At 49.3% G+C, this 26,434-nt stretch carries 18 protein-coding genes; 13 read left to right on the forward strand and 5 right to left on the reverse strand.

All coding sequences use genetic code 11. The features are described 5' to 3' along the window. Nucleotides 1-18 precede the first annotated feature (18 nt). Nucleotides 19-384, forward strand: coding sequence for a hypothetical protein (locus DDY07_RS04610; protein WP_171694979.1), 366 nt, complete (start codon nt 19-21; stop codon nt 382-384). Between the two features lie 54 nt (nt 385-438). On the opposite strand, the gene DDY07_RS04615 is transcribed toward DDY07_RS04610, so the two are convergent. Then, a complete protein-coding gene (locus DDY07_RS04615; protein ID WP_171694980.1) occupies nt 439-915 on the reverse strand; it encodes a hypothetical protein in 477 nt (158 codons plus the stop codon). A 386-nt stretch (nt 916-1,301) separates the two neighbouring features. Between DDY07_RS04615 and DDY07_RS04620 the strand changes: the two genes are divergently transcribed. The 11 genes from DDY07_RS04620 (at nt 1,302) to DDY07_RS04670 (ending at nt 20,192) form a co-directional block, all read left to right on the forward strand. Further along, nucleotides 1,302-1,637: a hypothetical protein gene (locus tag DDY07_RS04620; RefSeq protein WP_171694981.1), complete on the forward strand. Its 336-nt coding sequence runs from the start codon at nt 1,302-1,304 to the stop codon at nt 1,635-1,637. A 3-nt stretch (nt 1,638-1,640) separates the two neighbouring features. Further along, nucleotides 1,641-5,003 (forward strand): lipopolysaccharide assembly protein LapB, encoded by a 3,363-nt coding sequence (locus DDY07_RS04625; protein WP_171694982.1) that lies wholly within the window; start codon nt 1,641-1,643, stop codon nt 5,001-5,003. Between the two features lie 263 nt (nt 5,004-5,266). Continuing rightward, entirely contained in the window at nt 5,267-9,160 is a 3,894-nt protein-coding gene (gene hrpA, locus DDY07_RS04630; protein WP_171694983.1) for an ATP-dependent RNA helicase HrpA, read from the forward strand. Between the two features lie 42 nt (nt 9,161-9,202). After that, complete coding sequence (locus DDY07_RS04635; RefSeq protein ID WP_171694984.1) at nt 9,203-9,910, forward strand: rhomboid family intramembrane serine protease; 708 nt, start codon at nt 9,203-9,205, stop codon at nt 9,908-9,910. Nucleotides 9,911-10,065: 155 nt separating this feature from the next. Beyond that, entirely contained in the window at nt 10,066-10,389 is a 324-nt protein-coding gene (locus DDY07_RS04640) for a hypothetical protein (RefSeq protein WP_033158040.1), read from the forward strand. A gap of 1,011 nt (nt 10,390-11,400) precedes the next feature. Further along, the gene (gene cysK, locus DDY07_RS04645; RefSeq protein WP_171694985.1) at nt 11,401-12,378 is read left to right on the forward strand and encodes a cysteine synthase A; all 978 of its coding nucleotides are present in this window, start codon (nt 11,401-11,403) and stop codon (nt 12,376-12,378) included. A 364-nt stretch (nt 12,379-12,742) separates the two neighbouring features. Beyond that, nucleotides 12,743-13,408, forward strand: a complete 666-nt coding sequence (locus DDY07_RS04650) for a response regulator transcription factor (protein WP_171694986.1) — start codon at nt 12,743-12,745, stop codon at nt 13,406-13,408. After that, a complete protein-coding gene (locus DDY07_RS04655) occupies nt 13,405-14,730 on the forward strand; it encodes an ATP-binding protein (protein ID WP_171694987.1) in 1,326 nt (441 codons plus the stop codon). Before DDY07_RS04650 ends, DDY07_RS04655 begins: the two co-directional genes overlap by 4 nt. Next, entirely contained in the window at nt 14,727-16,049 is a 1,323-nt protein-coding gene (locus tag DDY07_RS04660) for a TolC family protein (RefSeq protein WP_171694988.1), read from the forward strand. Before DDY07_RS04655 ends, DDY07_RS04660 begins: the two co-directional genes overlap by 4 nt. A 34-nt stretch (nt 16,050-16,083) precedes the next feature. After that, a complete protein-coding gene (locus DDY07_RS04665; protein WP_253734403.1) occupies nt 16,084-17,130 on the forward strand; it encodes an efflux RND transporter periplasmic adaptor subunit in 1,047 nt (348 codons plus the stop codon). Next, the gene (locus tag DDY07_RS04670) at nt 17,127-20,192 is read left to right on the forward strand and encodes an efflux RND transporter permease subunit (protein WP_253734404.1); all 3,066 of its coding nucleotides are present in this window, start codon (nt 17,127-17,129) and stop codon (nt 20,190-20,192) included. Before DDY07_RS04665 ends, DDY07_RS04670 begins: the two co-directional genes overlap by 4 nt. Before the next feature lie 330 nt (nt 20,193-20,522). On the opposite strand, the gene DDY07_RS04675 is transcribed toward DDY07_RS04670, so the two are convergent. The 4 genes from DDY07_RS04675 to DDY07_RS04690 are packed head-to-tail and all read right to left on the reverse strand — an operon-like array spanning nt 20,523 to nt 25,193. Then, nucleotides 20,523-21,779 (reverse strand): hypothetical protein, encoded by a 1,257-nt coding sequence (locus DDY07_RS04675; RefSeq protein ID WP_253734405.1) that lies wholly within the window; start codon nt 21,777-21,779, stop codon nt 20,523-20,525. Beyond that, entirely contained in the window at nt 21,766-22,809 is a 1,044-nt protein-coding gene (locus DDY07_RS04680) for a DMT family transporter (protein WP_171694989.1), read from the reverse strand. The genes DDY07_RS04675 and DDY07_RS04680 overlap by 14 nt, the downstream gene beginning before the upstream one ends. Nucleotides 22,810-22,811: 2 nt before the next feature. Beyond that, nucleotides 22,812-23,825 (reverse strand): sodium:calcium antiporter, encoded by a 1,014-nt coding sequence (locus tag DDY07_RS04685; RefSeq protein ID WP_367650851.1) that lies wholly within the window; start codon nt 23,823-23,825, stop codon nt 22,812-22,814. Between the two features lie 51 nt (nt 23,826-23,876). Beyond that, nucleotides 23,877-25,193, reverse strand: coding sequence for a magnesium and cobalt transport protein CorA (locus DDY07_RS04690; protein ID WP_171694990.1), 1,317 nt, complete (start codon nt 25,191-25,193; stop codon nt 23,877-23,879). Nucleotides 25,194-25,436: 243 nt separating this feature from the next. Between DDY07_RS04690 and DDY07_RS04695 the strand changes: the two genes are divergently transcribed. Continuing rightward, nucleotides 25,437-26,426, forward strand: a complete 990-nt coding sequence (locus tag DDY07_RS04695; RefSeq protein WP_367650852.1) for a magnesium and cobalt transport protein CorA — start codon at nt 25,437-25,439, stop codon at nt 26,424-26,426. Nucleotides 26,427-26,434 lie beyond the last annotated feature (8 nt).

Consider the following 26,434-nt stretch of genomic DNA (forward strand, 5'->3'; position numbering starts at 1 on the left):
GCAGGTCGGTCGGTCCACTTGGCAAAAATTCGGGACACCACCGGTTTTTGTCATAAGCGCAAGTTTCAGAGCTTTGCGCGCAAGCCAATTAGAGCTGTGCGCAAGGCTTTTCCGGATTCGCGCAAGCTTATTTGCCTGGCGGGCAAGGCTTTTTTCCTTGTGCGCAAACCATTGAAGCTAGCGTGCGAACCAAATAAGGTGGCGGTTTGGCCTCAAGGCCTTGCGCTTAAGCCATTTCGGTTTGCGTTTATTGCAAATTGCCTTGCCCGCGAAGCGATTTACCTTGCGGGCAAGGCTTTGAAAGTGGCGAGTGGCTCTAATAAGCTTGCGGCTTTAGCGGAAAGGCTTGCGCGCTATACTTTCAGCTATTCCGCCAAGGGATAAAGCTTAGGCGGTAAGCCGGAATGCCTTGCCGGGCAGTCATTATGCTTATCTTGCTTAGCCGGCAGGTTGGGTGGCCTGGGTTTTGGCCTTGGCGCCGCGATTAAACCGAACAGACATGGCCTGCCGCAGCGTTTCCAAGCCCGCGCCCTTGCCGGCGATTTTCAATGAGGCGTATGCATCCAGGCTAAAACTATAAATATCACTGCCCAGTGCCATGTCGGTGTCTTCGCCTCTACTCATTAAATCGCGCAGGCGGTGCAGGCGAGGGCGGAGTTTATCGAGCGTTAGCAGATCCGCTTGCGCTTCGACGACATCGAGACCGGGCGGAATGGCTTGCGTGTTTTGGGTGGCCACCGTCAGCGTCTGGCGGCAGAACGCTTCGGTTTTATCGCCCATCTTCAGGATGGTACGGCGCTCTTCGGGTGATAAGACCAGGAAGCCGGCGAAGCGGTCTTCCAATGTCTTCAGGGCGGCGTCTATGTCGGTCAGATCATTGTCGGAAAGGCTTAAAGAAATCAGATGTTGACTCATGTTTATCTCCTTTTGGCGTTTGTGATACTGCGGAGGATGGGGTGTGGTCCGCAGATGAAAAGCGTAGGCTATTTTTGGAGGTGCGCGTGATTTTGTTTGCTAGGAATTGGCATGTATTTCGTGATTCTGAGTTCCAAGCTTTGGCTTGTAATCGGAGACAGTCAGCCATAACCAGTCAATCAAAATTAATGAGATATAATTAAGAGACTTATGAGAAAACTGTTTTTTCCGCACATGGGCACTTCATTTTCAGGCACCATCTCAGCAGTTCTAAGTCGGAAAAATCAAAGAGCTCATAATTCTGAGTCACATGCTTCTTGTAATCAGTAATTTTTCCCTTTATATCGATAAACTACATTAATCAAATATCTTCAAAGAGGAATTGTATGGAAGAGTTCTTAACAGCTACGATTTTATCAGGCATTGCCTATGATGTAATGAAATGCGGTGTAGTGCTGAGTATCGATGAGCTAAAACAACGACTAAAAGGGTGGCTAATTAGTGATACTGAAATCGTGATTCTTACTGATGAATTGAAGAATCTTGAATTGACCAATCAAATGAGCGAAACAGCAATTGAAAGAAGAATTTTAGATTCGCACCAGATTCAAAGTATTATTAAAAATATAAAACCTGCCTCAGAAGGTAACACAATTATTCAACATCACTCAGGTAGCGGCGACAATATTGGTAGAGACAAAATAATTCATAGCGGAAAATAAAGCATGGATTTAATGACGGAAAGAAATTCCACTGTTTACCAAAATGCTACAGGCGACGGTGATAATATCGCTAGAGATAAAAATGTAATTGTTTATCAAAGACTCGCCCCAGAAGCACTTCGTAAACCGATCGAACTAATACTTTCCAGTGTCCGTGAAAGAAAACAGGATGTTGCAAAAATCCAATTGGAAACCATTAAGGCAACCGAACTGGATTCCAATAGCGAAGCTATCCTTGACATGCTTTCTATTCAGTTGAATTTACTTGAGGATAATGAAAATTCTAAAGTCTACAACTCGTTACTTTCAACATTCAAAAGCTCAACTGATAGTCTCTTCCGTGATTTATGCTTAGCTACGCTGATTCGGTTGGATGCAAAAAGTAACCGAATTGATGATGCTAGAGAGCGCTATATTCAGGCTAATGCGCCCAATTCCTACTGTCAAGAAGCATTTTATGAGTTTGTTGCAACGACTGAAGAACTGGAGCAAGCGTATAAAGAAAAGCGTATTGATCTTGATGAAAGCCAGCTAAATGGCCTTATTCGTGGGACATTTAGAACACAACAGTTTGAACTGTCATTAACCACTGCTAACCGCCTAAATGAGATATTTCCATCTTCCAATAGCAAAGTGCTATTGCTTTTTGCCACTGCTTGTGGCCTTGATGTAAAGCTTGCCAACAAACACTTTTGGATTATCAGTTCAACATTAAAAACAGAAATAATAAATCTCATTGACGAAGTGGTTTTTTTGATAAATGAATCAAAAGGTACGGATGCAAGGTTGTTTAATATTGCTGCGCCATATTGGTATAACTTACGAGGCGACCATAAGGAACTAAATGAAATTTGTTGGAAGTATATTGATGAAGTTGAAAAAGTTCGACCTGAAATAGCGGTCATTCTTCGTCGAGTCAATACGCAAGATATATCAAATACAGATGATCTTGAATCTAAATGCAATAAAGCTCACAGCGATATAAGCTATCGCACCAAATTATTAAATAACATATTCGATAAAAAAGAAATTTCCAATGATGATTTTGTAATTGTCAGTCTTTTTTCTGATCCTAATAGTTTGAGCAGATGGGTTAGTTCTGGCGGGAAGGTCGTAGGGGAAGATGAAATAACCACAGACTTTGATAATCTTAAGTTACTACTTATTACTCTACCCAATAAAAAACATTATGATCAAAAAGACAAAATTGAAGAAATTATTCTTCTGGCTAAAAAAATAATTGAAAAATATAAGGAAAAGCTAACTTTTCTGCATCCTGTCTCTTTGCTCGATATCACTAAACGCTTGGGATTACACCCAAAACTTGCTGTCATCGCTTGTGATTTAATCAGCCCCATACTACCCCCATCTGACTTATGGGCTTCACCCATCGTCGAGTCTTACTTAAATGCGTTGCTAGTTAGTCAGCAAATGGCAACACTTGCTTTAGTACTTTCAAACATCAATCAAGATGAATGGAATAGTTTTGTTTGGCGAGTTCAAGCTCGTCTATTTGAACAACAGAATGATTATCCCAGCGCCATCAAAGCCATTGAGGAAGCCATAAAACTTGATTCTAATTTATTAGATGCGTGGTATTTGCTGACATATCTGCATCGAAAACTGGAAATATCGGATAGTGATTTATCATTGATTTTAAAAAATATTCCAGAAAAGATTTTAGCAAGAAAATCAGATATGGCGGTATATTTATTAATTGAAACCGCCAAAACGGGAGACTTTTCTAGAGCTGAAAACATAATTCTTTCTTGGTTTATTAAAAGTCCAAGCTCCAGCGCGACAGAAATAACAAACTTCTATTTTAATCTCATTTTTGTCAATGTTAACGTAATACCAACACCTGAAAAAATTGGTGGTTGTATTGTTGGCGTAAGGTTCAAAAAAGATAATGAAGAATTTACCAAGTTGTTAGTAGGCAAAGTAACTGTCAACCATCACTGTTTGTTGGATATTAATTCTGAGCTAGGCGATGCTCTTTACCAAATGGAAGTAGGTGAGACTAAACAACTTGGAATGTACGATTTAACACTGCTTGAGCGATTGCCTCCTTTTGTTGCGGCCATTCAAATTTCATTAGAATTGCGACATACGCAAAATGATGGAAGTGATTGTTTTTTTGCATTAAAAGTGCCGAATGGTCCTGGTGAATTGCTTGCGCTTCTTGAGCGTAAATTACCTAAAAATAGGGACGATAATATTTTTAATAATTCTGAAATCCCTTTATTTTGTAAGGGTCGTATTTTAAATCGCCATCATCCCCTCAAAGCAGCGCTAGAACAATTAACAACAAAAAAATCAGTTCCGTGTGCTTTGCCCTGTTTTGGTGAAGAAGAGGCTACTCTAATTATACTTGATGTTTATGCGATAACTTACCTCGCTATTACTGGTTTAGCTTATGGTATTAACCACACTTCGATTAATTTTGTTATTACTCAAGAAACCAAGATGGCTATTGAGCAATGGTTGGAAGAGATAAGTCGCGAGGATTATTTGTCAGTAGGCGTAATACCTGGTGAGGGGCTATGGAAAGTAACAGCGGATGATATAAGACGATCCACTCATGACTTTCAAAAAGCATTGCACCTGATTATTGATAAATCGGAAGTTATCAAACCTAACTTGGTAGATATGCCACCGTTGATGCTTTCCATTCATGATATTGTCGATATTTCCGTATATTCAAGCGCTTGCTTATCAATCAGCAACAATATTCCTTGGCTCTGTATTGACGAAGTTTTCGCCCATTGCATTAAAGAATTAGGACATAAGCAAGCCAATGCTGTTAAATTATTTATTGAGCTCGGAAACTCGGTGGCTTTTGAACAAAAGAAACATGGTTTGTATTTATACGCCGAGCAAATCATTCCCTACGCTTTAAGTTATAACGATTTGAGATTACTCAGTGTTTCCGATGAGGAGCATACCCATTACTTCTTAGCAAAAATACTTAACCTTCATCCTAAAGCTTTTCCCGACACCGAAACAGCAGTTGCTATGCTGATCGAGTTACTTGTTCCTGTATTGGGAAAAGCTTATTTGGATGGGAATATTTTGAGAGGGCTGAGAATCCATAACCCTAGAAATAACGGTTATGCGGAAAGAGTATTCAACGCTTGTTGTTATGTTTCCATACAATGTAATGACGGAGACATAGTCGAAAGAAAACTAGCAATGCTGTTATGCAGGTTATTTGTAAGATTTAGTCTGATCCCGCCAATGTTGCAAGTGCTTCGAGTGATGGCGTCAGCGTTCATAACTGGTCATTTTATGGATTTTGAAATAATTAATGCTTGTATTAAGGAAGAATATAACAAGCTCGAAGGTTTGATTGAGAAAGGTCTGTAGGTTGTATCTGACAAAATCCGATACATCAATCTTGATTCTGGTTTCCAAGCTCTCGCTTGGAACCTAAATCTTGGAAGCTATTGCTTCCTTGCTAATAAGAAAGCTGGAGCTTTCGAGGTTCGGTTACCAAGCTGGAGCTTGGTAACCAGTGGAATAGACGGCAACACTTTACAGCCCGGAGCCAAGTTAATTCTCCCAAGTCAAATATAAAACCGCCCCATCTGCCCTTATAATGCCCGGCTTTTACGATATTCGCCATCCTCATGTCTGTTCCTGACACTCTCAAACAACTCTCCAAAAATCTCCAAAACTGCATGGGCACCGATCGCCACGGTCTGAAGCGGCAACTGGATCGCTTGCGGAGCGAGGCGAGTAAGGGCAAGGATGTATCCGGGGCGTTGCAGCAAGTGGCTGATAAGATCGAGCGTTCGGTCGGGCGGTGCAATCAGCGCCGGGCTTCGGTGCCGGTGATTAATTACCCGGATTTGCCGGTCAGCGGCAAGAAGGACGAGATTGCCGAATTAATCCGTAACAATCAAGTCACCATCGTCTGCGGTGAGACCGGTTCCGGCAAGACCACGCAGTTGCCGAAGATATGTCTGGAAATCGACCGTGGCTTAACCGGTTTGATCGGTCACACTCAACCACGAAGAATCGCGGCCCGCACCGTCGCCGACCGTATCGCCGAGGAATTGGGCCAACCCATCGGCCAGGCGGTGGGTTACAAGGTGCGCTTTCACGACCAGACCCATCCCAATTCGCTGGTCAAACTGATGACTGACGGCATCCTGCTCGCCGAGTCGCAGAACGATCCTTATTTAAATCAATACGACACCATCATCATCGACGAAGCGCACGAGCGTAGCCTGAATATCGATTTTTTAATGGGTTATTTGCGCTGGTTGTTACCCAAACGGCCGGATTTGAAAGTGGTGATTACTTCCGCGACCATCGATCCGGAGCGCTTTGCCAAGCATTTTAATGATGCCCCCATCGTCAACGTCTCCGGCCGCACCTATCCGGTGGATGTGCGTTACCGGCCCATCGAACTGATCGAGGAAGATGACGAAACTTCCGCCGATTTGCAGCAAGCGATTCTGGATGCGGTGGACGAGTTGTATCGAGATATGCGCGGCGACATCCTGATTTTCTTGAGCGGCGAGCACGAGATTCGCGAGACCACCGAGTCCCTGCGCAAGTCGCATAACAACACCCGTTACGAAGTGTTGCCGCTGTATTCCAAACTCAGCGTCAGCGAGCAAGAGCGGGTGTTCAAACCCAGCGGTAACAAGCCGCGCATTGTCTTGGCTACCAACGTCGCGGAGACGTCCTTGACCGTGCCGGGCATTCGCTGCGTGATCGATTCCGGCCATGCTCGCATTAGCCGCTACAGTGCCAAGAGCAAGATTCAACGCCTGCCGATCGAACGCATTTCGCAAGCCAGCGCCAACCAAAGGGCAGGACGTTGCGGCCGGGTGGCCGAAGGTATTTGCATCAGGCTGTATTCTAAAGAGGATTATCTGGCCCGGCCGGAGTTTACTGATCCCGAAATACTGCGCACCAATCTGTCGTCGGTGATCTTGCAGATGGCGGCGTTGAAATTGGGCGACATCGAAGAATTCCCGTTCGTCGAGCCTCCAGACGAAAAAATGGTCCGCGACGGCAAGACTTCGCTGTTCGAAGTCGATGCGCTGGATAAGCAGGGCAATCTCACTGAAACTGGCCGGCAGTTGGCGAAGATTCCGACCGACCCCAAACTGGCGCGCATGCTGCTGGCAGCCGCGCAGTTGGGTTCGCTGCACGAGGTCGCGATCATCGTATCGGCTTTGAGCATTCAAGACCCACGCGACAAGCCGGCCGATAAGCTACCGCAGGCAGAAGCCAAACATGCCCAGTTCAAGGCTGAGGATTCCGACTTTTTGAGTTTGCTGAATCTGTGGAATGCCTTTGAAGAACAGAAAAAGCATTTGACTAACAGCAAGCTCCGCAAATACTGCCAGGACAATTTCTTGTCCTACATCCGCATGCGCGAATGGCATGACATTCATACTCAAATTATGCAGGTGGCACGCGGTGATTTGGGCTTGAAGACCAGCGGTAATCCGGCCAATTACGAGCAAATCCATATGGCGTTGTTGCCGGGTTTGTTATCGAATATCGGTTTCAGACACGAGCAATACGAATATCTGGGCGCGCGCGGTTTGAAATTCTTCATCTTCCCCGGCTCCGGTCAGCATAAGCTGCGGCCGAAATGGATCATGGCCGCCGAACAAGTCGAAACCAGCAAGGTTTACGCGCGCACCGTGGCTAGAATCGAGCCGGAATGGATAGAAGCTGCCGCACAGCACTTAGTTAAACGAAATTACTACGACCCGCATTGGGAGAAAAACGCCGGTCGTAGCGGGGTTTACGAGCGCACCCTGTTGTACGGTTTGACCTTGCAAGCCAAGCGCAAAGTGCCTTACGAAAACGTCGATCCTAAAGCCGCGCGGGAGATGTTTATCCGCCATGCGTTGGTGAATCATGATTATCACAGCAACGCGCCGTTCTTTAAGGCCAACGAGGCCTTGCTGGAAGAGGTGGGGTACATTCAGCACAAGGGCCGCCGCGTCGATTTGGTGGAAGACGAAGAGTGGCTGTATCAGTTTTACGATAAAAAGCTGCCGACTGAGGTGGTCAGCGGCATTACCCTCGATCAATGGCGCAAGAAAGTCGAGCGCGAAAACCCGAAGATTTTGTTTCTGACCAAGGAAGATTTGACCCGCCACGACGATGGCAAGATCAACGATTGGGATTTTCCGGACAGCAAGAAGATTGGCGATTTGACTATCGAACTGCATTACCGCTTCGAGCCGGGCCACGACGAAGATGGGGTGACGGCCATCGTGCCGGTGCATCAGCTCAATCAAATTCGCCAGGCGCCGTTCGATTGGTTGGTGCCGGGCATGCTGGAAGAAAAAGTTACTGCGTTAATTAAGTCGCTACCCAAGCATTTACGCAAGCACTTCGTGCCGGTGCCGAATACCGCCAAGGCTTGTCTGGAAATCGAGCCGGATTTTAAGGGATCGTTATTCGAATGGCTGAGCGGGCGCTTGCGTAAACTGACCGGCGAGTCGATACCACTGAATGAGTGGCAGCCTGATGCGTTGCCGGAGCATTTGAAAATGAATTTCCGCATCGTTGATGATCATGGCCGGGCCTTGGGCTATGGCCGTAACCTGGCTAAGCTGCAAGCCGACTATGCCACAAAGGCTGGTGACAGTTTCGACAAGCTGGCACAGGAAGAGATGAACCATACCGGCTGCATTGCCTGGGCATTCGACGACTTGCCCGAGACCTGGCAGTTCATGCAAAAAGGCCAGACCTTCATCGGCTTTCCGGCCATTGTCGATGAAGGCGAAACGGTGGGGGTGAAGATTCTCGACACCCAATATAAGGCCGATCTGGCGCATTTCGATGGCTTGACCAAGTTGTTTCAATTGCAATGCCGCAAGGACGCCCAGTATTTGTTAAAAAACAGTGGTGTCCAGGCCACCTTGCAATTGGCCTATAACCAACTGCCCAAGCATCCGTTGTTGACAGAACGGCCGGGCGGTGATTTTAAGGAGGATCTACTATTCTTGATCTTTAACAGTGTGTTTGTTGCTGATAGTACGATTCGGAGCCAGCAGCAGTTCGAAGCAGCGTTGGCGGCCAAAAAGTCTACGCTGGTCACGGTTGGGAATCAGGTGGGCAAGCATGTCACGGAAATCATGGCAAACTACCAAACCGTAAGACAGCGATTGAAGCAGCCTGGCGTTAGCCCGGGTTTGCGAGAAGATTTGGAAAAACAGCTGAGTTTGCTGATATTTGCTGGTTTTTTGCGGTATACGCCGCTGCCGCAGGTGCAAGCTATTCCGCGCTATTTAAAAGCAATCGAGTGTCGCCTGGATAAGCAGAAGCCCGATTCAGCGGATATACAAGGTTTGCACAGACTGTCGCAACGTTTTTGGCAACATGTCGAGAAGCAAATGAAGACGTTGGTGCCTATGCCCGAGCGTGAACCCTTCCGCTGGAGTTTGGAAGAATTGCGCGTGTCCTTGTTTGCGCAGCAACTTAAAACCGCTTACCCGGTTTCGGTGCAGCGGCTGGAGAAGACTTGGAACGAAAAATTTTAATTCGCCTCTGATTTATGTGCCCTCTACTTTAGGAAGCCTAAGATGATACCCATTCGAGATTCGATACCTTGTAACATCAAGCCTTATGTGACCTGGGGCATCATGGCTATTTGCATAGCAGTGTACGTAGCGATGCTGTTTATGCCGGATGAAATGGGGCAGCACTTTGTTTACATGTACGGGATGGTGCCGATTCGCTATTCCAATCCGGATTGGGCTTATAGTTTTGGTTTGCCGCCGGATCATTATCTGTCGTTTTTTACCAATATGTTCCTGCACGGCGGTTTCCTGCACCTGTTGATGAACATGGTGTTTTTATGGATCTTCGCGGATAACATCGAAGACTTGATGGGACATAAACGCTTTGTGGCGTTTTATGTGTTATGCGGGCTGTTGGCAACTTATGCGCAGTGGTATTTTTACCCGAAGATGCCGGTGCCGGTGGTGGGTGCATCGGGGGCGATTGCCGGGGTGTTGGGGGCGTATTTCTTCCGTTTCCCGCAAGCGACCGTAGTGATACTGGTGCCCATCCTGTTTTATCCGCTGTTTTTCCATGTGCCGGCGATAGCTTTTCTTGGATTTTGGGTGATTATCCAAATCGGCGACGTATTCACTGCAGCGGTTTTAGATAATGTTGCGGTGGATTCGGCCTGGTGGGCGCATCTGGGTGGTTTCGTTGCCGGCGCTTTGCTGCATCCGTTTTTTATCGAAAAGAAACCCGCGGCATATCAACTCCAGTCAGATGAATAGGCCTTAACGCCGCGTTTAACCGGCAAAAAAGCAAGAAACAGTAGGGCTTTTATTTTATAATGCCGCCAGTTGGCTAACCGGCTGAAAAGGCAACGAAAAACAAGTTCGTTGCCTGTGTTTGCAAAAGATTCTTCATTCATTCGAGACAAATTAACATGAAAAACCTTAATGTCGCATTGGTAAGACTGCTGCAGTTTGTGGTGTTCGCGCTGTTCACATTCATCGTATTGTTGTACTTCGGTACTTTGATTTTGTTGCCGCTGGATATAGTGGTGTTGATTACCAAAATGCTGCATATGGTAGGTATCGGTACCTTGTTCGGTGCGATTGTTGCCGTGCCGGTAGTGGCTTACATGGGCAAAATTGTTTACAGCACACCAGGGTTGATTCAAATGATCGTCGAGAATGGAATCGATTTAGCCAATACCGGCAAGCAACGGGTTGAAGCGTTCAACAAAATTGCTGAAGCGGTTAAATAGACTGCTCAACGCAATCTTAGAAAAGGGGCTTGCAAGCCCCTTTTTTGTGCCTGTCGGTTTGCCGAACATTGATTATTTTCCGAAATGGTTGCGCGGTCCGGCGGCTTGAATAATGGTATTTGGCCCGGTAAATTCCCTGGTAGCCGGCCAGATCCCCGGCGTTTATCAGCTGTCGGAATTTTTTACAGCAGCTTTTTTGCAAGCAAACAAACTGGTTCAGTTGATTTTTTCGATTTCACTCTATTAGCTGCTCAAATTCTGCAAATTGGCGTATTAAGCAGCTGTTGTATCGGTAAAGCGGATGGTTAGCGTCAATGGCTAAGTCGAGAAAATTTACACCTGACGGTTCGACTTTTGCGGGGTTTGGTCTGCGGCTAATAAAAGTCTTTTAAGTACATAAGCTTGTGTTCTGTGCGTATGTTTTTTGCTTAACTTTTAACGTAAAAAATTTGTTAAATAATCCTGTAAGTATGCGTAAAGCAAGGGGAAGATTATGGACGCAAAGAAATTAGATACATCAACTAAAAGCAGAAATGACGAGCACTGCGACCACCCGTCCTTAGCCAAAGAATATGTCTCCGGCGTACCCACCGGAAACTTTGTTTGCGCACAATGCGGTCGTCATCTGACTTCAATTATCAGAACATCCAAAAAGTAAATTCTGCCGATTCCGCGCATGCCTTCACCGGTATGCGCTTTCAGGATCATTCTTCCAACCTTCAATTACTTTCCGGTAACGCTAGGCTTTGGCTGGCAGTGCTTTCTTGCGGCTTGAATTTACTGTCTTTGATTGATGGCCGGCTATCCCAGGGATGCACGATGCGCCTGGCTGCAGGTTGCAAAAATCTTCAAACAGGCGCAATCTTGGAGCTGTGGTACTACGGCTATTCAGGGCGTGTGCAACACGTTTTTCTGATTTAGCGGTGTGAGCTTAATTCAACCCCACAAACAGCCAGTGCAGGTCAATGCGCACTGGCTTTTTTTGGACTATCCATTTTGAAGGAAAATGTTATGGCATATTGGTATCCCGACAATTCACAGTCTATCGGCAAAACACCGCTGGTCAGGCTTAACCGTATTACCGACGGCGCTCAAGTCACCCTGTTAGCTAAAGTCGAGGGGCGTAACCCTGGATATTCGGTGAAATGCCGCATCGGCGCGGCAATGATCAACGATGCGCAACAGCGCGGCCTGCTGGGACCCGGCAAAGAGTTAATCGAGCCAACCAGCGGCAATACCGGCATCGCACTGGCCTTTGTCGCCGCCGCCCGCGGCATTCCGTTGACTTTAACGATGCCGGATACCATGAGTATCGAGCGCCGCAAATTACTGGTGGCCTACGGCGCCAAACTGGTGCTGACCGAGGGCGCCAAAGGCATGAAAGGTGCCATTGCCAAGGCTGAAGAGATTGTCGCTTCCGATCCTGAGCGCTATGTACTGTTGCAGCAGTTCAAAAACCCCGCCAATCCGCAAATCCACGAGCAGACCACCGGTCCGGAAATTTGGCACGATAGCGACGGTGCAGTCGATATTTTAGTGGCCGGCGTCGGCACCGGCGGCACCATTACCGGCGTGTCGCGCTATATCAAACTCACGCAAAGCAAACCCATCGTTTCTATCGCCGTGGAGCCGGAAGCTAGCCCGGTGTTGACTCAGTATCGCAGCGGCCAAGATATACAGCCTGGGCCGCATAAAATTCAGGGCATAGGGGCCGGATTTGTGCCCGATGTATTGGATTTATCCATGATCGATGCCATCGAGCAAGTCAGTAATGACGAAGCGATTGAGTATGCGCGGCGTTTGGCGCGGGAAGAAGGCTTGTTATCCGGAATTTCCTGCGGCGCAGCGGTCGCGGCGGCAGTGCGCGTGGCAAAACGGCCGGAAAATGTCGGCAAGACCATTGTGGTGGTACTGCCGGACTCCGGCGAGCGGTATTTGAGCTCTGCTTTATTCGAAGGCTTGTTCGATGCGCAGGGCGTGGCGGTTTGAGTCGGCGCTGAAGTTAAGGGGCAGTGGCTAAGGTTTTTGTAAAAGCTTGGCAAACTGGCTGCTGCCCCCTTTGTATTTCCGCTATATGCATTATTAGGTCGAAACATCATTTTGGCCGGTAGCTGAAATATTTCTGTATTGTGCAAAATGCGGCTGAATAATAAACAGGGAAGTCCGGTGTTCAGGGCAAAGCGGGAGGATTGAGATTGTTGACTTACCGCTATCGACCCCAAGCCGCCCTTGATCAACTCCAGTAACGACTGACCGTTATCGATACCTTCCCGAACATTCGAAGCGCCTTAACTATTACTTAAATCTTGATCATTTACACTGTTGGCCAGATGAAGAAACTTTAAAGGTCAACATGCGTTTGATATTAGCGGAAGACGATCCGATGATCGGCCAGTCGATACGGGATGGATTGCAGTTGGATGGCTTCGTGGTCGATTGGGTAAAAGACGGGGAACAAGCCAAACAAGCCTTATCTTATGCGGCGAGTGAGTACGCTTTATTGTTGCTCGACTTAGGGCTTCCGCGCCTATCCGGCCAGGAGCTACTGGTCGAACTTCGTAAATCCGGCAACGCCATCCCCGTGTTAATCCTAACAGCACGCGATGGGCTAAGTGATCGAGTCGCCGGTCTCAATAGCGGCGCCGACGATTATCTAGTCAAACCGTTTGCCCTGGAAGAACTCGTTGCCCGTATTCATGCGCTGGTACGCAGAAGTGCTGGACGCGGCACTTCAGACATTGAATACGGCGCCTTGCGCATTAACCCGCTGAGTCACGAGGCCTGGTTACGCGAAACCTTGGTAGACTTATCCGCCCGCGAGTTCGCATTGCTACATGCTTTGATGGAACAGCCGGGTGCTGTACTGTCTCGTCCGCAATTGGAAGAGCGCCTCTATGGATGGGGCCAGGAAGTGGCGAGTAATGCGGTCGATGTCCACCTGCACAATCTGCGCCGCAAACTCGGTGCCGACATTATTTTTAATGTCCGTGGCGTCGGTTTTAAAGTGGTGAAGCCATGACTACTTCTATTCGCAACCGGCTAACCTTTTGGTTAATACCCGTCTTGCTGGTTGCCGGTATCACGTTTGCCGTGCCGACTTGGCTGAACGTTCACGAAGAAATTGACGAACTATTCGACAAGGTGTTGCGTGAAGCAGCTTATTCCTTGTCCCATTCAAACAGCTTGCAAGATGTTAAACCCAACACAAACAGCTCTGGTTTAAACAGCGATGGCATTGACCTAGTCAGTCAGATCCGTGGCCCGGATGGTCGAATTCTGTTTCGATCCCATTCGTTTTCGCCATTACCGCAAGGCGGAAAACTGGGATACGACACGCTTAACTGGCAGAACCAAGACTGGCGAGTATTTAATTTAAAAACCGATAGTGGATTTGTCCAGGTCGCTCAAACGACGCAAGAACGCCGTGAAACCGCCAACGAAGTTGCCTTGCATGTATTGACGCCGTTACTGATTTTACTGCCGGGATTAGCTTTATGGGTTGGCTGGGCGATTGGTCGCGGTTTAGCGCCATTGGCTCAAGTCGCTGAAGCGGTGGCGTGTCGCAATCCTCATTCATTAGTTCCGATTCCGAATAAGGGCTTACCGGAAGAAGTTAGCATCTTAGTCAGCGCAATAAACACGCTGCTGAGTCAATTGGATCAGGCACTGGCGACGCAGCGCCAGTTTACTGCCGATGCGGCGCACGAACTGCGCAGTCCGCTCACTGCACTGTCCTTGCAGGCACAACTGGCCGAGCGTGCCACTGAACCCGCTCAGCGTGATCACGCTATGCAAACCTTACGGCAAGGTATAGCCCGTGCCAGTCATCTGGTTCAGCAATTGCTGATTTTGGCTCGCCTCGATCCGGAGGCTGGCGATTATCCGCTCACCCCGCTGTTTTTGGATGATTTGGCGCGGAACGTGGTAGCCGATTTTGCCCCGCAAGCCGCCCATCGCCACATCGATCTCGGCCTGTCGCGCGCGGATCATGTCAGGGTTGCCGGTACCGAAGAGGCGCTGCGCATTCTGCTCGGCAATCTGCTCGATAACGCCATCCGCTATTCACCAGCAGATGCACGGATTGACGTCAGTGTCACCTCCGAAGCCACTGCGATTCGTCTGGAAGTCAACGACACCGGCCCAGGTATTGCCTTGGATGAGCGGGCTCGCGTGTTCGACCGCTTCTACCGAGTATTGAACAGCGCCGAATCCGGCAGTGGTCTTGGCTTATCCATTGTGCGGCGAATAGCCGAGCAGCATCAGGCTGATATTAGGCTGGCCGATGGGGATGGTGGCATTGGCCTCAAAGTGATTGTGACGTTCCCGGAGGCGAGCGCATGACGCCTTTTGTTTCCGGCCATTTCCCAATAACGCTTCTCGCTTTGTCGTTGACGGCCTGTACCTCGCAGGGCATGGGTTTGAGTGACGTCGCTAACGATCTGGAACAACGTACCGGTCAGCATTTTGCCGAAACCGGTGCCGACGAAACCGCATGGCCCGCCAATATCTCTTTGAATGACGGCTTAGCCGATGACGAGTTGGTCAGTTTGGCGCTATGGAACAATGCGGCCTTTCGCGCGACCTTGGCGGATTTAGGCCTGTCTCGCGCCGATCTAGTGCAAGCTGGAATGCTGCCCAACCCCACTTTTTCGATGTTGATACCTTGGGGAGCAAAACCTTTGGAACTGACGATACGCTATCCCTTGGAAATTTTCTGGTTGCGCCCGCAACGGGTCGAGTTGGCTAAATTGGATGTTGAACAAACCGCGCAACGCCTGGTGCAGACTGGATTGGACTTGATTCGCGACGTCAGATTGGCGCATGCCGAGCTAACGTTAGCCAAAGAACGCCTGCAACTGGCTCAAACCGCTGTAAGCCTGAGTCACAATATCGCCGAACTCACACAAGCTAGGTTGCGCGCCGGCGATGCCAGCGAACTGGAAGTCACCAATGCGCAAGTCGATGGCCTGCAAGCCCAGGAACAACAAAGCCGCCTGCAACACGATTGCGAGATAGCGAATGAGCGTTTACGGCATCTGGTCGGCCTGAGTCTGGAACAGTGGCCCAATGCCATCAGTACGGAAGCCTCAGCCAATGGCGAAAAATTTGAGTCGGAAAAACTGGTCGCGGAGGCGTTACTGGCTCGCCCCGATCTACGTGCCGCAGAAATTAATGTAGAAGCCGCTGGCGAACGTATCGGCTTGGCGCGCGCCGAGGTATTTAATTTCACCGCCAGCCTCAACGCTAAGCAAGTCAACGGGCCTTTATTGGCAGGACCAGGCTTAGACGTAACATTGCCTATCGTTAATCAAAATCAAGGTGGCGTCGCCCAAGCCCAGGCACGCTTTGACAAGGCCGCCAGGCAATATGTCGCCACCCGACAACGGATTGCCTTGGATGTCCGCGAAGCCCATGCCCGATTGCAACAGGCCAGTGAAAGTCTGAAACAGTGGCAACAGACTATCCTGCCGCCGCTGCAAGCCGCCATACAGGATGCTGAAAACGCTTACGCGGTAGGCAATGTCACCTACCTCTTCGTACTCGAAACCCAACGCCGTTGGCTGGACGCGCAATTAAAAACCGCGCAAGCCGCCGCCGATTTACGCCGCGCCCGCGCAGAACTGGAACGCAGCGTCGGCCAGCGTCTGCAGCCTGCTTAACTTACACATTACAGGACTCAAAGGTCGGATATTTATGAACCTCGCGCATCCAAACCACAAGCCATCGACTTGTCGGCTCCTGCTGCCAGCTTTATTACTATTGGCTGGCAATCTACCGGCCGCCGAATCAACATCGCCGCCGCCTGCCAAAATAGAAAACCCGGTCAAGGAAAGTAATCTGACACAAGTCGTTTTGGCACCCGAAGCCACGAAGCGGTTGGGCATCGTTAACACTAAAATTGAAAAACGACCACTGACGCGCACGCGGTTGTTCGGGGGCGAGATCACGCTACCGGCCTTGAACGGTTCGGGAAAAGCTAACAAGCAATCGGTTTATACCATCTTGCCATCGCTGGCACCGGCGGAACTAGTGCGTTTGGCGCAATCACAAATCGATGCCGATGGTCAGGTGGAACAGGCCAAGGTGCAAGTGCAAGCCGCGCAGATAGCCTTGAATCGCACCGAACAGATGCGCCGCGACAAGGTGGGCACCGAACGCTCGGTCGATGATGCACGAATACAGCTAGGCTTGGCCGAGGCCAATCTGAAAACCGCGCACGAACGCCGCGATTTGCTTGGTCCCGCGCTGTTAGACGTCAACAACCGCAGCACGTTTTGGGTGCGGGTGCCGGTCTATGTTGATGATTTATCGGGATTGAACGCCACCGCCCAAGCCCGTGTTGGCGGGCTAAAAGATTCGCCTGAAAATGTCTATCTTCCTGCCTTGCCGGTCGCGGCGCCGCCTTCGGCTAATCCGGCTGCCGCCACTGTCGATCTGTTCTATGCGGTAAAAAATTCGGATGCCGCATTCCGCCCCGGTCAGCGGGTCGGTGTCTCAATCCCGTTGCGTAGCGAAGACGAAAATCTCGTCGTACCCTGGTCGGCGATTGTGCATGATGTAAGTGGTGGCAGCTGGATATATCAAGTGTTGGAAACTAATAGGTATATGCGCCGACGGGTACAGGTATTGCGGGTGGTTGACGATCAAGCCGCCATAACGGGCGACATCGTGGCGGGTATCGAAGTGGTTACTTCCGGTGTGGCCGAATTGTTCGGCACCGAATTTGGAGTCGGCAAATGATGCGCTGGTTGATTACCGTTGCCTTACGCCAACGTCTACTAGTGTTGGCCTTGGCTGTGGTACTGGTGATATTGGGTGTGCAAGCCGCCCGACAAATGCCGCTGGACGTGTTCCCGGAATTCGCACCGCCGCTGGTGGAAATCCAGACTGAAGCACCCGGATTGTCCACCGAGGAAGTGGAAAGCGTGATCACCGTGCCCTTGGAAAACGCAGTCAACGGCACGGCCTGGCTAAAAACCCTACGTTCCAAGTCGGTGTTGGGTCTGTCGTCAGTGGTCTGTATCTTTCAGGAGGGCACGGATTTGATGCGAGCCAGGCAGTTGGTGCAGGAGCGCATCGCCACCATCACACCACGCCTACCCGCTGTTGCTCGCGCACCGGTGATGCTATCGCCGTTATCGTCCACCAGTCGGGCGCTGAAGATTGGCGTTTCATCGAAAAAACTATCGCAGATGGAATTGTCCGAATTGGCTTTGTGGACCATTCGCCCACGCTTGATGGCGGTGCCGGGTGTGGCCAACGTAGCCATTTGGGGGCAACGTGATCGGCAGTTACAGGTACTGGTCGATCCTGATCGCCTGGCCGCCAACGGCGTGACGCTGGATTCGGTGGTGCGTGCGGCGGGCGATGCTGCCACCGTATCGGCTGGGGGTTTTGTCGATCTACCCAATCAACGCCTGCCGGTGACCCATGTGTCTTCGCTGCAAACACTGGACGATATGGCCCGCACCGTGGTGCAGTTCACTGGCGGTGCGCCGTTGCGCTTGGGCGATGTGGCTGAAATCGTTGAAAGTCATCCGCCGCCGATTGGCGATGCGGTGATCAACGATGGGCCGGGCTTGCTCCTGATCGTCGAAAAACAACCCTGGGGCAATACCTTGGATGTGACTCGCAAGGTAGAAGCGACCTTGGCGGCTTTGCAACCCGGTCTGCATGAGGTCGACATCGATCCGACTATCTTTCGTCCGGCAACCTTCATTGAACGTTCGTTAAATAATTTAAGCGACGCGTTGATATTGGGCTGCATACTTGTCGCCGTGATTTTGATTGCCTTTTTGTTCGAGTGGCGTACCGCTGTGATCAGCCTGTCGGCGATTCCGCTGTCGCTGCTGACGGCTGCGGTGGTGCTTTATTTGCGCGGCGGCACGCTTAACACCATGGTACTGGCCGGCCTGGTGATTGCAGTCGGTGAAGTGGTGGATGATGCGATTATCGACGTCGAAAACATCATGCGCAGGTTGCGGTTGAACCGAGAGGCAGTGCATCCGCTGTCAACTTTCCGGGTGGTCCTGAAGGCCTCGCTGGAAGTGCGTAGTGCGGTAGTGTTTGCCAGTTTGATCGTCGCACTGGTGTTCGTGCCGGTGTTTTTCCTGGACGGCTTGGCCGGCACCTTTTTTAGGCCACTGGCGTTTTCCTATTTATTGGCGATTTTGGCTTCGCTGCTGGTGGCGCTGACCGTGACGCCGGCCTTGTGCCTGATGCTGCTGCCGAATGCCAATCCGCGCCAAAGCGAAGCGCCGCTGACGCAGGTTTTAAAACGGCATTATCGGCAGCTCTTGCCGGCTATCGTCAGCCGTCCGCAATGGGCGACGGGTTTCCTGATGGTGGCTTTTATATCGACGGCTATCGCTTTACCGCGACTCGGTGAATCGTTTCTGCCCAACTTCAAGGAAACCGATTTTTTGATGCACTGGGTCGAAAAGCCTGGCACATCGCTGGAAGCCATGCGCCGCATTACCGTGCAAGTCAGCAAGGAACTCCGAGCAATTCCCGGTGTGCGCAATTTCGGCTCGCACATTGGCCGGGCTGAAGTCGCCGACGAAGTGGTAGGACCGAATTTTACCGAGTTATGGATTAGTTTGGATACGGCGGTTGATTACGACAGCACCGTGGCGAAAATCCAGGCCGTCGTCGAGGGCTATCCAGGGCTGTACCGCGATGTGTTGACTTATCTGCGCGAACGGATCAAGGAAGTGCTGACCGGCGCCAGTGCGACCATGGTGGTGCGTTTGTACGGACCCGACTTGGATGTGCTACGAGATAAGGCTACCGAAATCAGTAAAACCATCACTGATGTGCCGGGCATCGCCAACCTCAAGGTGGAACCGCAGATATCGGTACCGCAGATACAGATACGGCTTAAGCCTGACGTGGCAGCCAACTTTGGTTTGACAGCCGGTCAAGTGCGCCGGGCCGCAGCCACGCTAATCAAAGGCAGTAAGGTCGGCGAAATTTACCGTGACCAAAAAGTCATCGACGTGACGGTTTGGGGGGCTGAGCGGGTCCGTCATGATCTCGCTGCACTCAGGCAATTAACTATCGATACGCCATCCGGGGCACGCGTGCCGTTGGGCGATGTGGCGGACATCTACATTGCACCTACGTCGAACGAAATCAAACGAGAAAATGCCTCGCGCCGAATCGACGTTACCTGCAATGTCAGTGGCAACGATTTAGGCGGCGTGGCGAGAGAAATTGAAAGGCGCGTGAAAAACCTGACGTTTGCGCAAGGCTATCACCCGGAATTTCTGGGCGAATACGCTGCACGACAAGCATCCAGCGAACGGCTGGCGTGGTTGAGTTTGGCTTCATTGCTGGGCATCCTGGTGTTACTGCATGTCGATTTTCGCTCGCTGCGCTTAGTGCTTTTAGTGGCGTTAACCTTGCCGTTTGCATTGATCGGCGGCGTTGTTGGAGCGTTTTTAAGTGGCGGAGTGCTTTCGCTAGGCTCGTTGGTCGGTTTCATCACCGTACTGGGTATTGCTGCCCGAAACGGCATCATGCTCTTAAGCCACTATCGACATCTGGAACAACAAGAAGGCCAGGTATTTGGGGCGGGATTGGCGATGCGGGGCGCCGAAGAACGTCTGGCACCGATTCTAATGACCGCTGCCTGTGCCGGTCTGGCTCTGTTACCGCTGATCCTCAAAGGCAACGTGCCTGGTCACGAAATTGAATACCCCATGGCGGTAGTGATACTCGGTGGCTTGATTACCTCTACGTTGTTGAATCTGTTTTTGATGCCTTCCCTGTATTGCAGGTATGGCAACACTACAGCATAAAAATTAAAGAAAGTTACAGGATATTCAGTGTCAGAACACGGGTGACGTGCGGACCTTCGCAGAAGAGCGTTTAAAGAATCGTGAGTAATTGTCTTTTGGCCGATGGCCGGCGATATATTTCAGTTGCAAATAAAGCTGGTTTGCGGCGGATGATTGCAAATCGGTGGCAACGATTGCAGGTTCAGTTGCAAATAATCTCGGTTTGAATGCCCGTCAGTTGCAGCTAATTCCGTTCGAAAATTGCGCTGATTGCAGGTTTGCGCGTTTTCAATTGCAAGCCGCTACACCTAAGGGACTTCAAATTGGGATGAGCCAATTACCCAATGGAGATTATTTTGAGATGGTAATCTCTGGCGCACCCTGTTGTGACAACTCAGTTATGGTCATTTGGAATATCTGATGTAGCAAGCGAAAGCTCTCCCGATTCCATTGATAGCCTTCTTCTGGCTTAACGGCATAGTGTAATCCGCCGTAAGTAACGCTCAAATCCACATCGTCTAGCATACTTTCTGATGCCAAAACTTCTAGGGTATGGATCGGGTTTTCGCTGACGAAGGGTGAGCGCGGGTCTTTGTCTACGTTATATTCAGGTTCGTCCTTGATGTCGCGACCAATGAAATTCACTATATTGTAAAAACTGCGCAAGCGGAAAAATCCATGTATCGGTACTTCACCACCTGGATAGCCAGGGCGAATATCGACCATCACATCATTGCTGGCACCGTTATCCGCTTCTTCGTTAAGTTTGATACGCTCCTCGTTGCTCAACGACTGTGGATCATAGTTTGTCAGGATAATACGCCCGCTAACTCGTTTACTTAGCTTCAAATGGCGCTTGTCGGCGTTATAGTCAACTTTGAATTCCTTTTGTAGTTCAACCAGTCGCTCCGGAGACAGGGATTCTGAGGATAAATCCCAATTAGAATCAAACAACAACGGCTCTACGAATAATGCATTTCGATCCTGAATAGATGAAATGTGGGACACGACTTGCCGGAACAACTTGTAACCGTCTTTATCTGATGGTTTGTTGTTGTAAACCCTATCTTGATGATCGTTTTCAATTCGTAATTCGCCTGCCAGTAATCGCAGGATAAGGTCAACATCAGCACCTTGTCGCAACAACATCGTCAGTTTGCTTTCCTGAAAGGGCGTTAACAAGCGTTTGGTAAATTCTTCGCCTTCCATCGGTATGATGCTAATCGTTGGATTTTCGGAAACCGTACCGCCCAATATCGGCGTGATCAACGAACCCGTTGGACCGGTCATAGCTGGCGTAGCCCCGGCATTAAATTGGAAATTAAACGTGGCGGCGATATTGGATACACCGGTGAAATGTAAGGGTTGGTGTTGATGGGCGCGAGCAATATTGAGTAATAGCAACTCCGAAAGAATTTCGGAAGTTGACTGGTCATAAGCAATAACCGCATGGTCCAGTGCATAGGGCGAAACACAAGCTTGTAGCGACATCAAGCTACTTAAAATGATCAACCGCAGTGATTTTTTCGTGGAGACGGCCAAGAAGCCGTGCCCTTTGATTGCCGAATGACGCGGTGCGAATACTCTAAAAAGCCTATCGATGATCATGTCTATGATGAATGTCGGGGTAGTGTGGATGTTTATGACTGATTTCTGTATGCAGATGAAAATGAGCATGGGGCTTGCCGCTATCCCAGTCAACTTCATGCGAGTGCTGGTGATGCACATCATGAACATGACGATGGGAATGTTCCAACTCTGAATGGGTATGCTCATGTAAATGGTGTTCAGCCAGGTGCAGCAAGACACCGAGGCCCATTAAACCCGATGCCAGCCAAAATGCTGGACTAGTGGCTTCATTTAACAAGACCAGAGCCACAGCGGCTCCAATAAATGGCGCCGTTGAGAAATACGCACCCGTTCGAGCCGTTCCCAAACCACGCAACGCCAGTACAAACAGTGTCAAACTAATGCCGTAGCCAACTAATCCAAGCGTCAGGGTCTTCAACAAGATAACGGTACTCGGCGCTGTTGCATCCAGGCTTAAGGCCAATCCACAGTTGACTGTGCCTGCGATCAAACCCTTGCCTGCGGCAATAAACAACGCATCCGCCGCAGACACTTTACGCGTTAAATTGTTATCAATTGCCCAACAGAAACAGGCTGAGGCGATTGCCATCGGCCCTAGCCAATTTGATGAGGATACTTCACCGGATGGCCAAGACAGTACGATTCCGCCGGCAACGATGGCAACCATGCCGAGCACGACGCGGCGGTCAGCATTTTCTCGAAACACAATCCAGGCAATCAAGGCGGTGAGCACGGCTTCCAGATTAAGGAGCAGCGATGCGATAGACCCACTGGTAACCGTTAATCCTATTAGCAACAGCACGGGGGCCAACACGCCACCAAATACAATGCCGCCGATTAACCAAGGCCATTCCGGAGGCATCAGCCCAGAAGGCTTCCAGCCTAAATCACGAATCAGTCGTGTGAGGCTCAGGCCAATGCCGCTACCCAGATAGAGCAATCCCGCCAATAAAATCGGCGAAACCTCGCCAACTAGCAACTTGGCAAAGGGGGTGCTGGCTCCAAACAGGATGGCCGCCATCAACGCATAAATGACGCTAGGGTTCATGGTTACATCGTCGTTATCAGGAGAAAGGCAAGATACAAGACCCCATTGATTAGCAGCGCCCAAATGGGGAGTCCTTTTCCATGCTTTTGAGAGTTGATGCGCAGCCAAGTGGCGGCAAGCGTCGTAATCAAAACGCCGGATAACACTTCGATACGAGGTTGCCAGGGTGTCAGCATAATACCGATTGCCGGAAGCAGGGTGCCCTGAAACACCATGGCGCCGGTGATGTTGCCAAAGGCCAACGTATCTTTGCCGCGTCGAATCCAGAGAATACTATTGATCTTCTCGGGTAGTTCGGTGGCTATCGGAATAATCAGCAGGGATAACAAGAGCGCGGAAATACCCAGTAAGTGTGCAGCGCCTTCAACCCCCGAGATAAATCCCTCAGCACCATACACAAGCAGAGCAAGCCCCATCGCCAATTGCAGCAAAATTGTGATCAGATTGGTTGGCAGCCCCAGTCGGGCGATGTACATTTTGGTTCCCGCTTCCGTGGCATGGCCATCCTGAACCAAATGGGCCGAAGCACGCAGGGTCAGCATGATGTAAATAAAATAGGTCAAGACCAGCGCAATCCCCAGCGCAGCTCGGATATAACGCTCCTGCTGAGGAATATACATGGCCACTGCGGCTAGTACGAACGCAAACAGAAAAAAGTTAAGGTCACGGATGAAACCCGTCCGCTCAGGGCGAATATGTCCCGCGAACCCTCGTCGCCGCAGAACCGAAAGCGCCATCAAACTCGTCGATAAGGTTGATAACATGAGTGGCGCACCGAGGATAGCGCCGACGCCGATTTCTTCATTGATATTGACATTGGCTGTGCCCGCTAACAAAGCTAGCAGCGGAACCATGGTTTCCGGTAGCGCCGTACCAACCGCCGCGAATAATGAACCTGTTACGCCTTCGGAAATTTTGAGTTTTTCGCCTAGATGTTCTAATGCATTGGTAAATAGTTCCGATGCCAGCAAAATAACAATCAGCATCACGAACAGCGTTAAGAAATAAATAGTCACTGATTGCGCCTGTAATTTTAGGTTCGAGCTTGCGTTATTAACGATCAGGGCCTATTTTCGCCCTTTACCATTTACCACTTGTTTAATCTTTTTACTCTCGAAATGTTTCAGCCCGATAAAGGTTCCGCAGCCGATTAATGCCATTCCCACGATGAACGCACCATAAGCGAAAGGCCAGGGAATACCTGCGGTCATCATGGAAAACTCCGACATACCGCCGATGCCTGCGAGAATATTGATAGGCATGAACACCACACCCAGCACGGTGAGCTGATTAACCCGACCGTTTTGGTTGATATTGATAAAACCAATGGTGGCATCCATTAAAAAGTTGATCTTGTCGAACAAGAAAGCGGTATGGCTATTCAATGACTCGATATTCCGTAGAATCTGCTTAATATCGATCACCTGTCGCTTGGAAAGAATCCTGCTTTGCATTAAAAAACCCAGTGCACGCTGCGTGTCCAAAATGTTACTGCGAATTTGACCATTCAAATCTTCTACTTCAGCGATTTCAGCCAAAACAGTGGCCGCTTCCTGGTCAGACATCTTTTCGCTTAATACTTGTTTACCCACTTTACTGAGTGTTCGGTAAATATCTTCCAGTGAGTCGGCAGAATATTCCACATCCGCCCCATACAAATCGATCAACAGATCAAAGTTATCGGTGACATAACCAGGTCGGGTGCGGGCACGCTGGCGTTGCAAGCGAAAGACGGGTAATTCTTCGTTACGCAGTGAAAACAAAATACCTTCATGTAGGATGAAGGCGACTGGGACGCTGCGCGAATGATCGTATTTATCGAGTAAGAAGTTCGAGTGGAGATAAATATCATTTGTCTCCTCGACGTGAAACCGGGTGCTGACCTCAAGATCGGTTTCATCCCCTGGATCGGGTAACTCCAGACCGAAGTGTCGACCAACATATAGACGCTCCGCCGGACTGGCACTGAGCAAATCAATCCAAATGGGTTGAAAACCATCCAAATCTTTTCGACAGGTCACCGAAACTTGTCTAAGCCGCCCATCCGCGAGTTCAAAGGCATTGATCTGACTGTCGGCAAAATCTGGTTCCTGAATACCTGCAACTTGTTCACGAAGGGTGTCGGGAACTTCCCAGAGAATCTCGTTTTTCCGCTCTTCAGGCGTTTTCTGCCAAAGTAATTTGGCATCGTCAATAGTTAAGGCCTCAAGAATCGCAGCAATTTCAACAACCGGTAACTTTTTCAGTAAGGACTCAATTTCGGCGAGATGTTGTCGATGGACTAAGGTTTCGACAATTTCTTGGCGAGGTGTATGTTGGCTGTGAACCATGCCTTCCACCAATTTATGTTTGTGGAGTAGCTCTTGGATTTTTTCTAAGGACATGATGACTGTAATGATCCGAGTTTGATGATTCAAGTGTAACTTCACCATTATAAGTTACCCGTTCAACAAACCCCCATCTGACATCTTATCTGGCGGTTTTGCCCGGCTAATGCGATCAGACTGTCGTGGACGCTGATTCTAGTAAAATGCTCTACGAATGATTTCGGGTTGGACCTGACAGGCAAACTTATCCGCACAATACAGCGCACCGCAAATCACTATTTCCAAATCAGGAGGGATTTTGTGACAAATAATATCGACCACAGCATGGTGATGAAGTGCGTGGCTTATGAAAATGGCATCAGCATCGGTGATGTTACGTTAGAAGACATCAGCGAAGTGTTGAAACGCGAACACACGTTTGTATGGTTGGGTTTACGTGAAGCGAACAAAGAGTTGCTGTTAAAAATTCAGGAAGAATTCGGATTGCATGATCTGGCGATTGAGGATGCCTGTTCCGCTCATCAGCGGCCTAAAATCGAGGAATATCAGAACTCGGTATTTATGGTGCTAAATACCGCTCAACTTGGCGACGATAGCGTGAAACTTGGCGAAACACATGTGTTTCTCGGTCCTCGATTTTTAGTTACGGTGAGACATGGTGCCTCTCACAGCCTAAGCAAAGTCAGATTACGTTGTGAAGCTATGCCGCAGCAATTAGCCAAAGGACCTGGATTTGCGCTGTATTCGATCATGGACTTCATCGTCGATAACCACATGCCTGTGATCGATGGCTTGCAGACCCGTTTCGATGTTTTGGAATCGGCGATTTTTCAATACAAACCCAGCCGGCAAACCATGGAAGGCCTATACGAACTAAAACGTGAATTACTCTTATTAGAAGGCGCTATCACACCGGTGATCGACATCTGCAACGAGTTAATGCGTTTTCATAATGACATGATTCCTAAAGATGTGCGGGTGTATTTCCGTGATATTGCCGACCATATCAAACGTATCCATCAAAGCATTCACAGCATGCGGGAAATGTTGCTTGCCGCCATGCAAGTTCATTTGACCTTTGAAACTGTCAGACAGAACGATGTCGTCAAAAAGCTGGCCGGTTGGGGGGCAATACTTGCAATACCCACCATGGTCTTTAGTTGGTATGGAATGAATTTTAAGCACATGCCTGAATTGGATTGGGAATTCAGTTACCCCATAGTAATTGGCATCGTGTTTTTGGGTAGCGCATTGCTATATTGGCGTTTGAGAAGAGCTCATTGGCTATGACCAACTGA

It is taken from the genome of Methylomonas sp. ZR1 (assembly GCF_013141865.1).
Taxonomy (GTDB): Bacteria; Pseudomonadota; Gammaproteobacteria; order Methylococcales; family Methylomonadaceae; genus Methylomonas.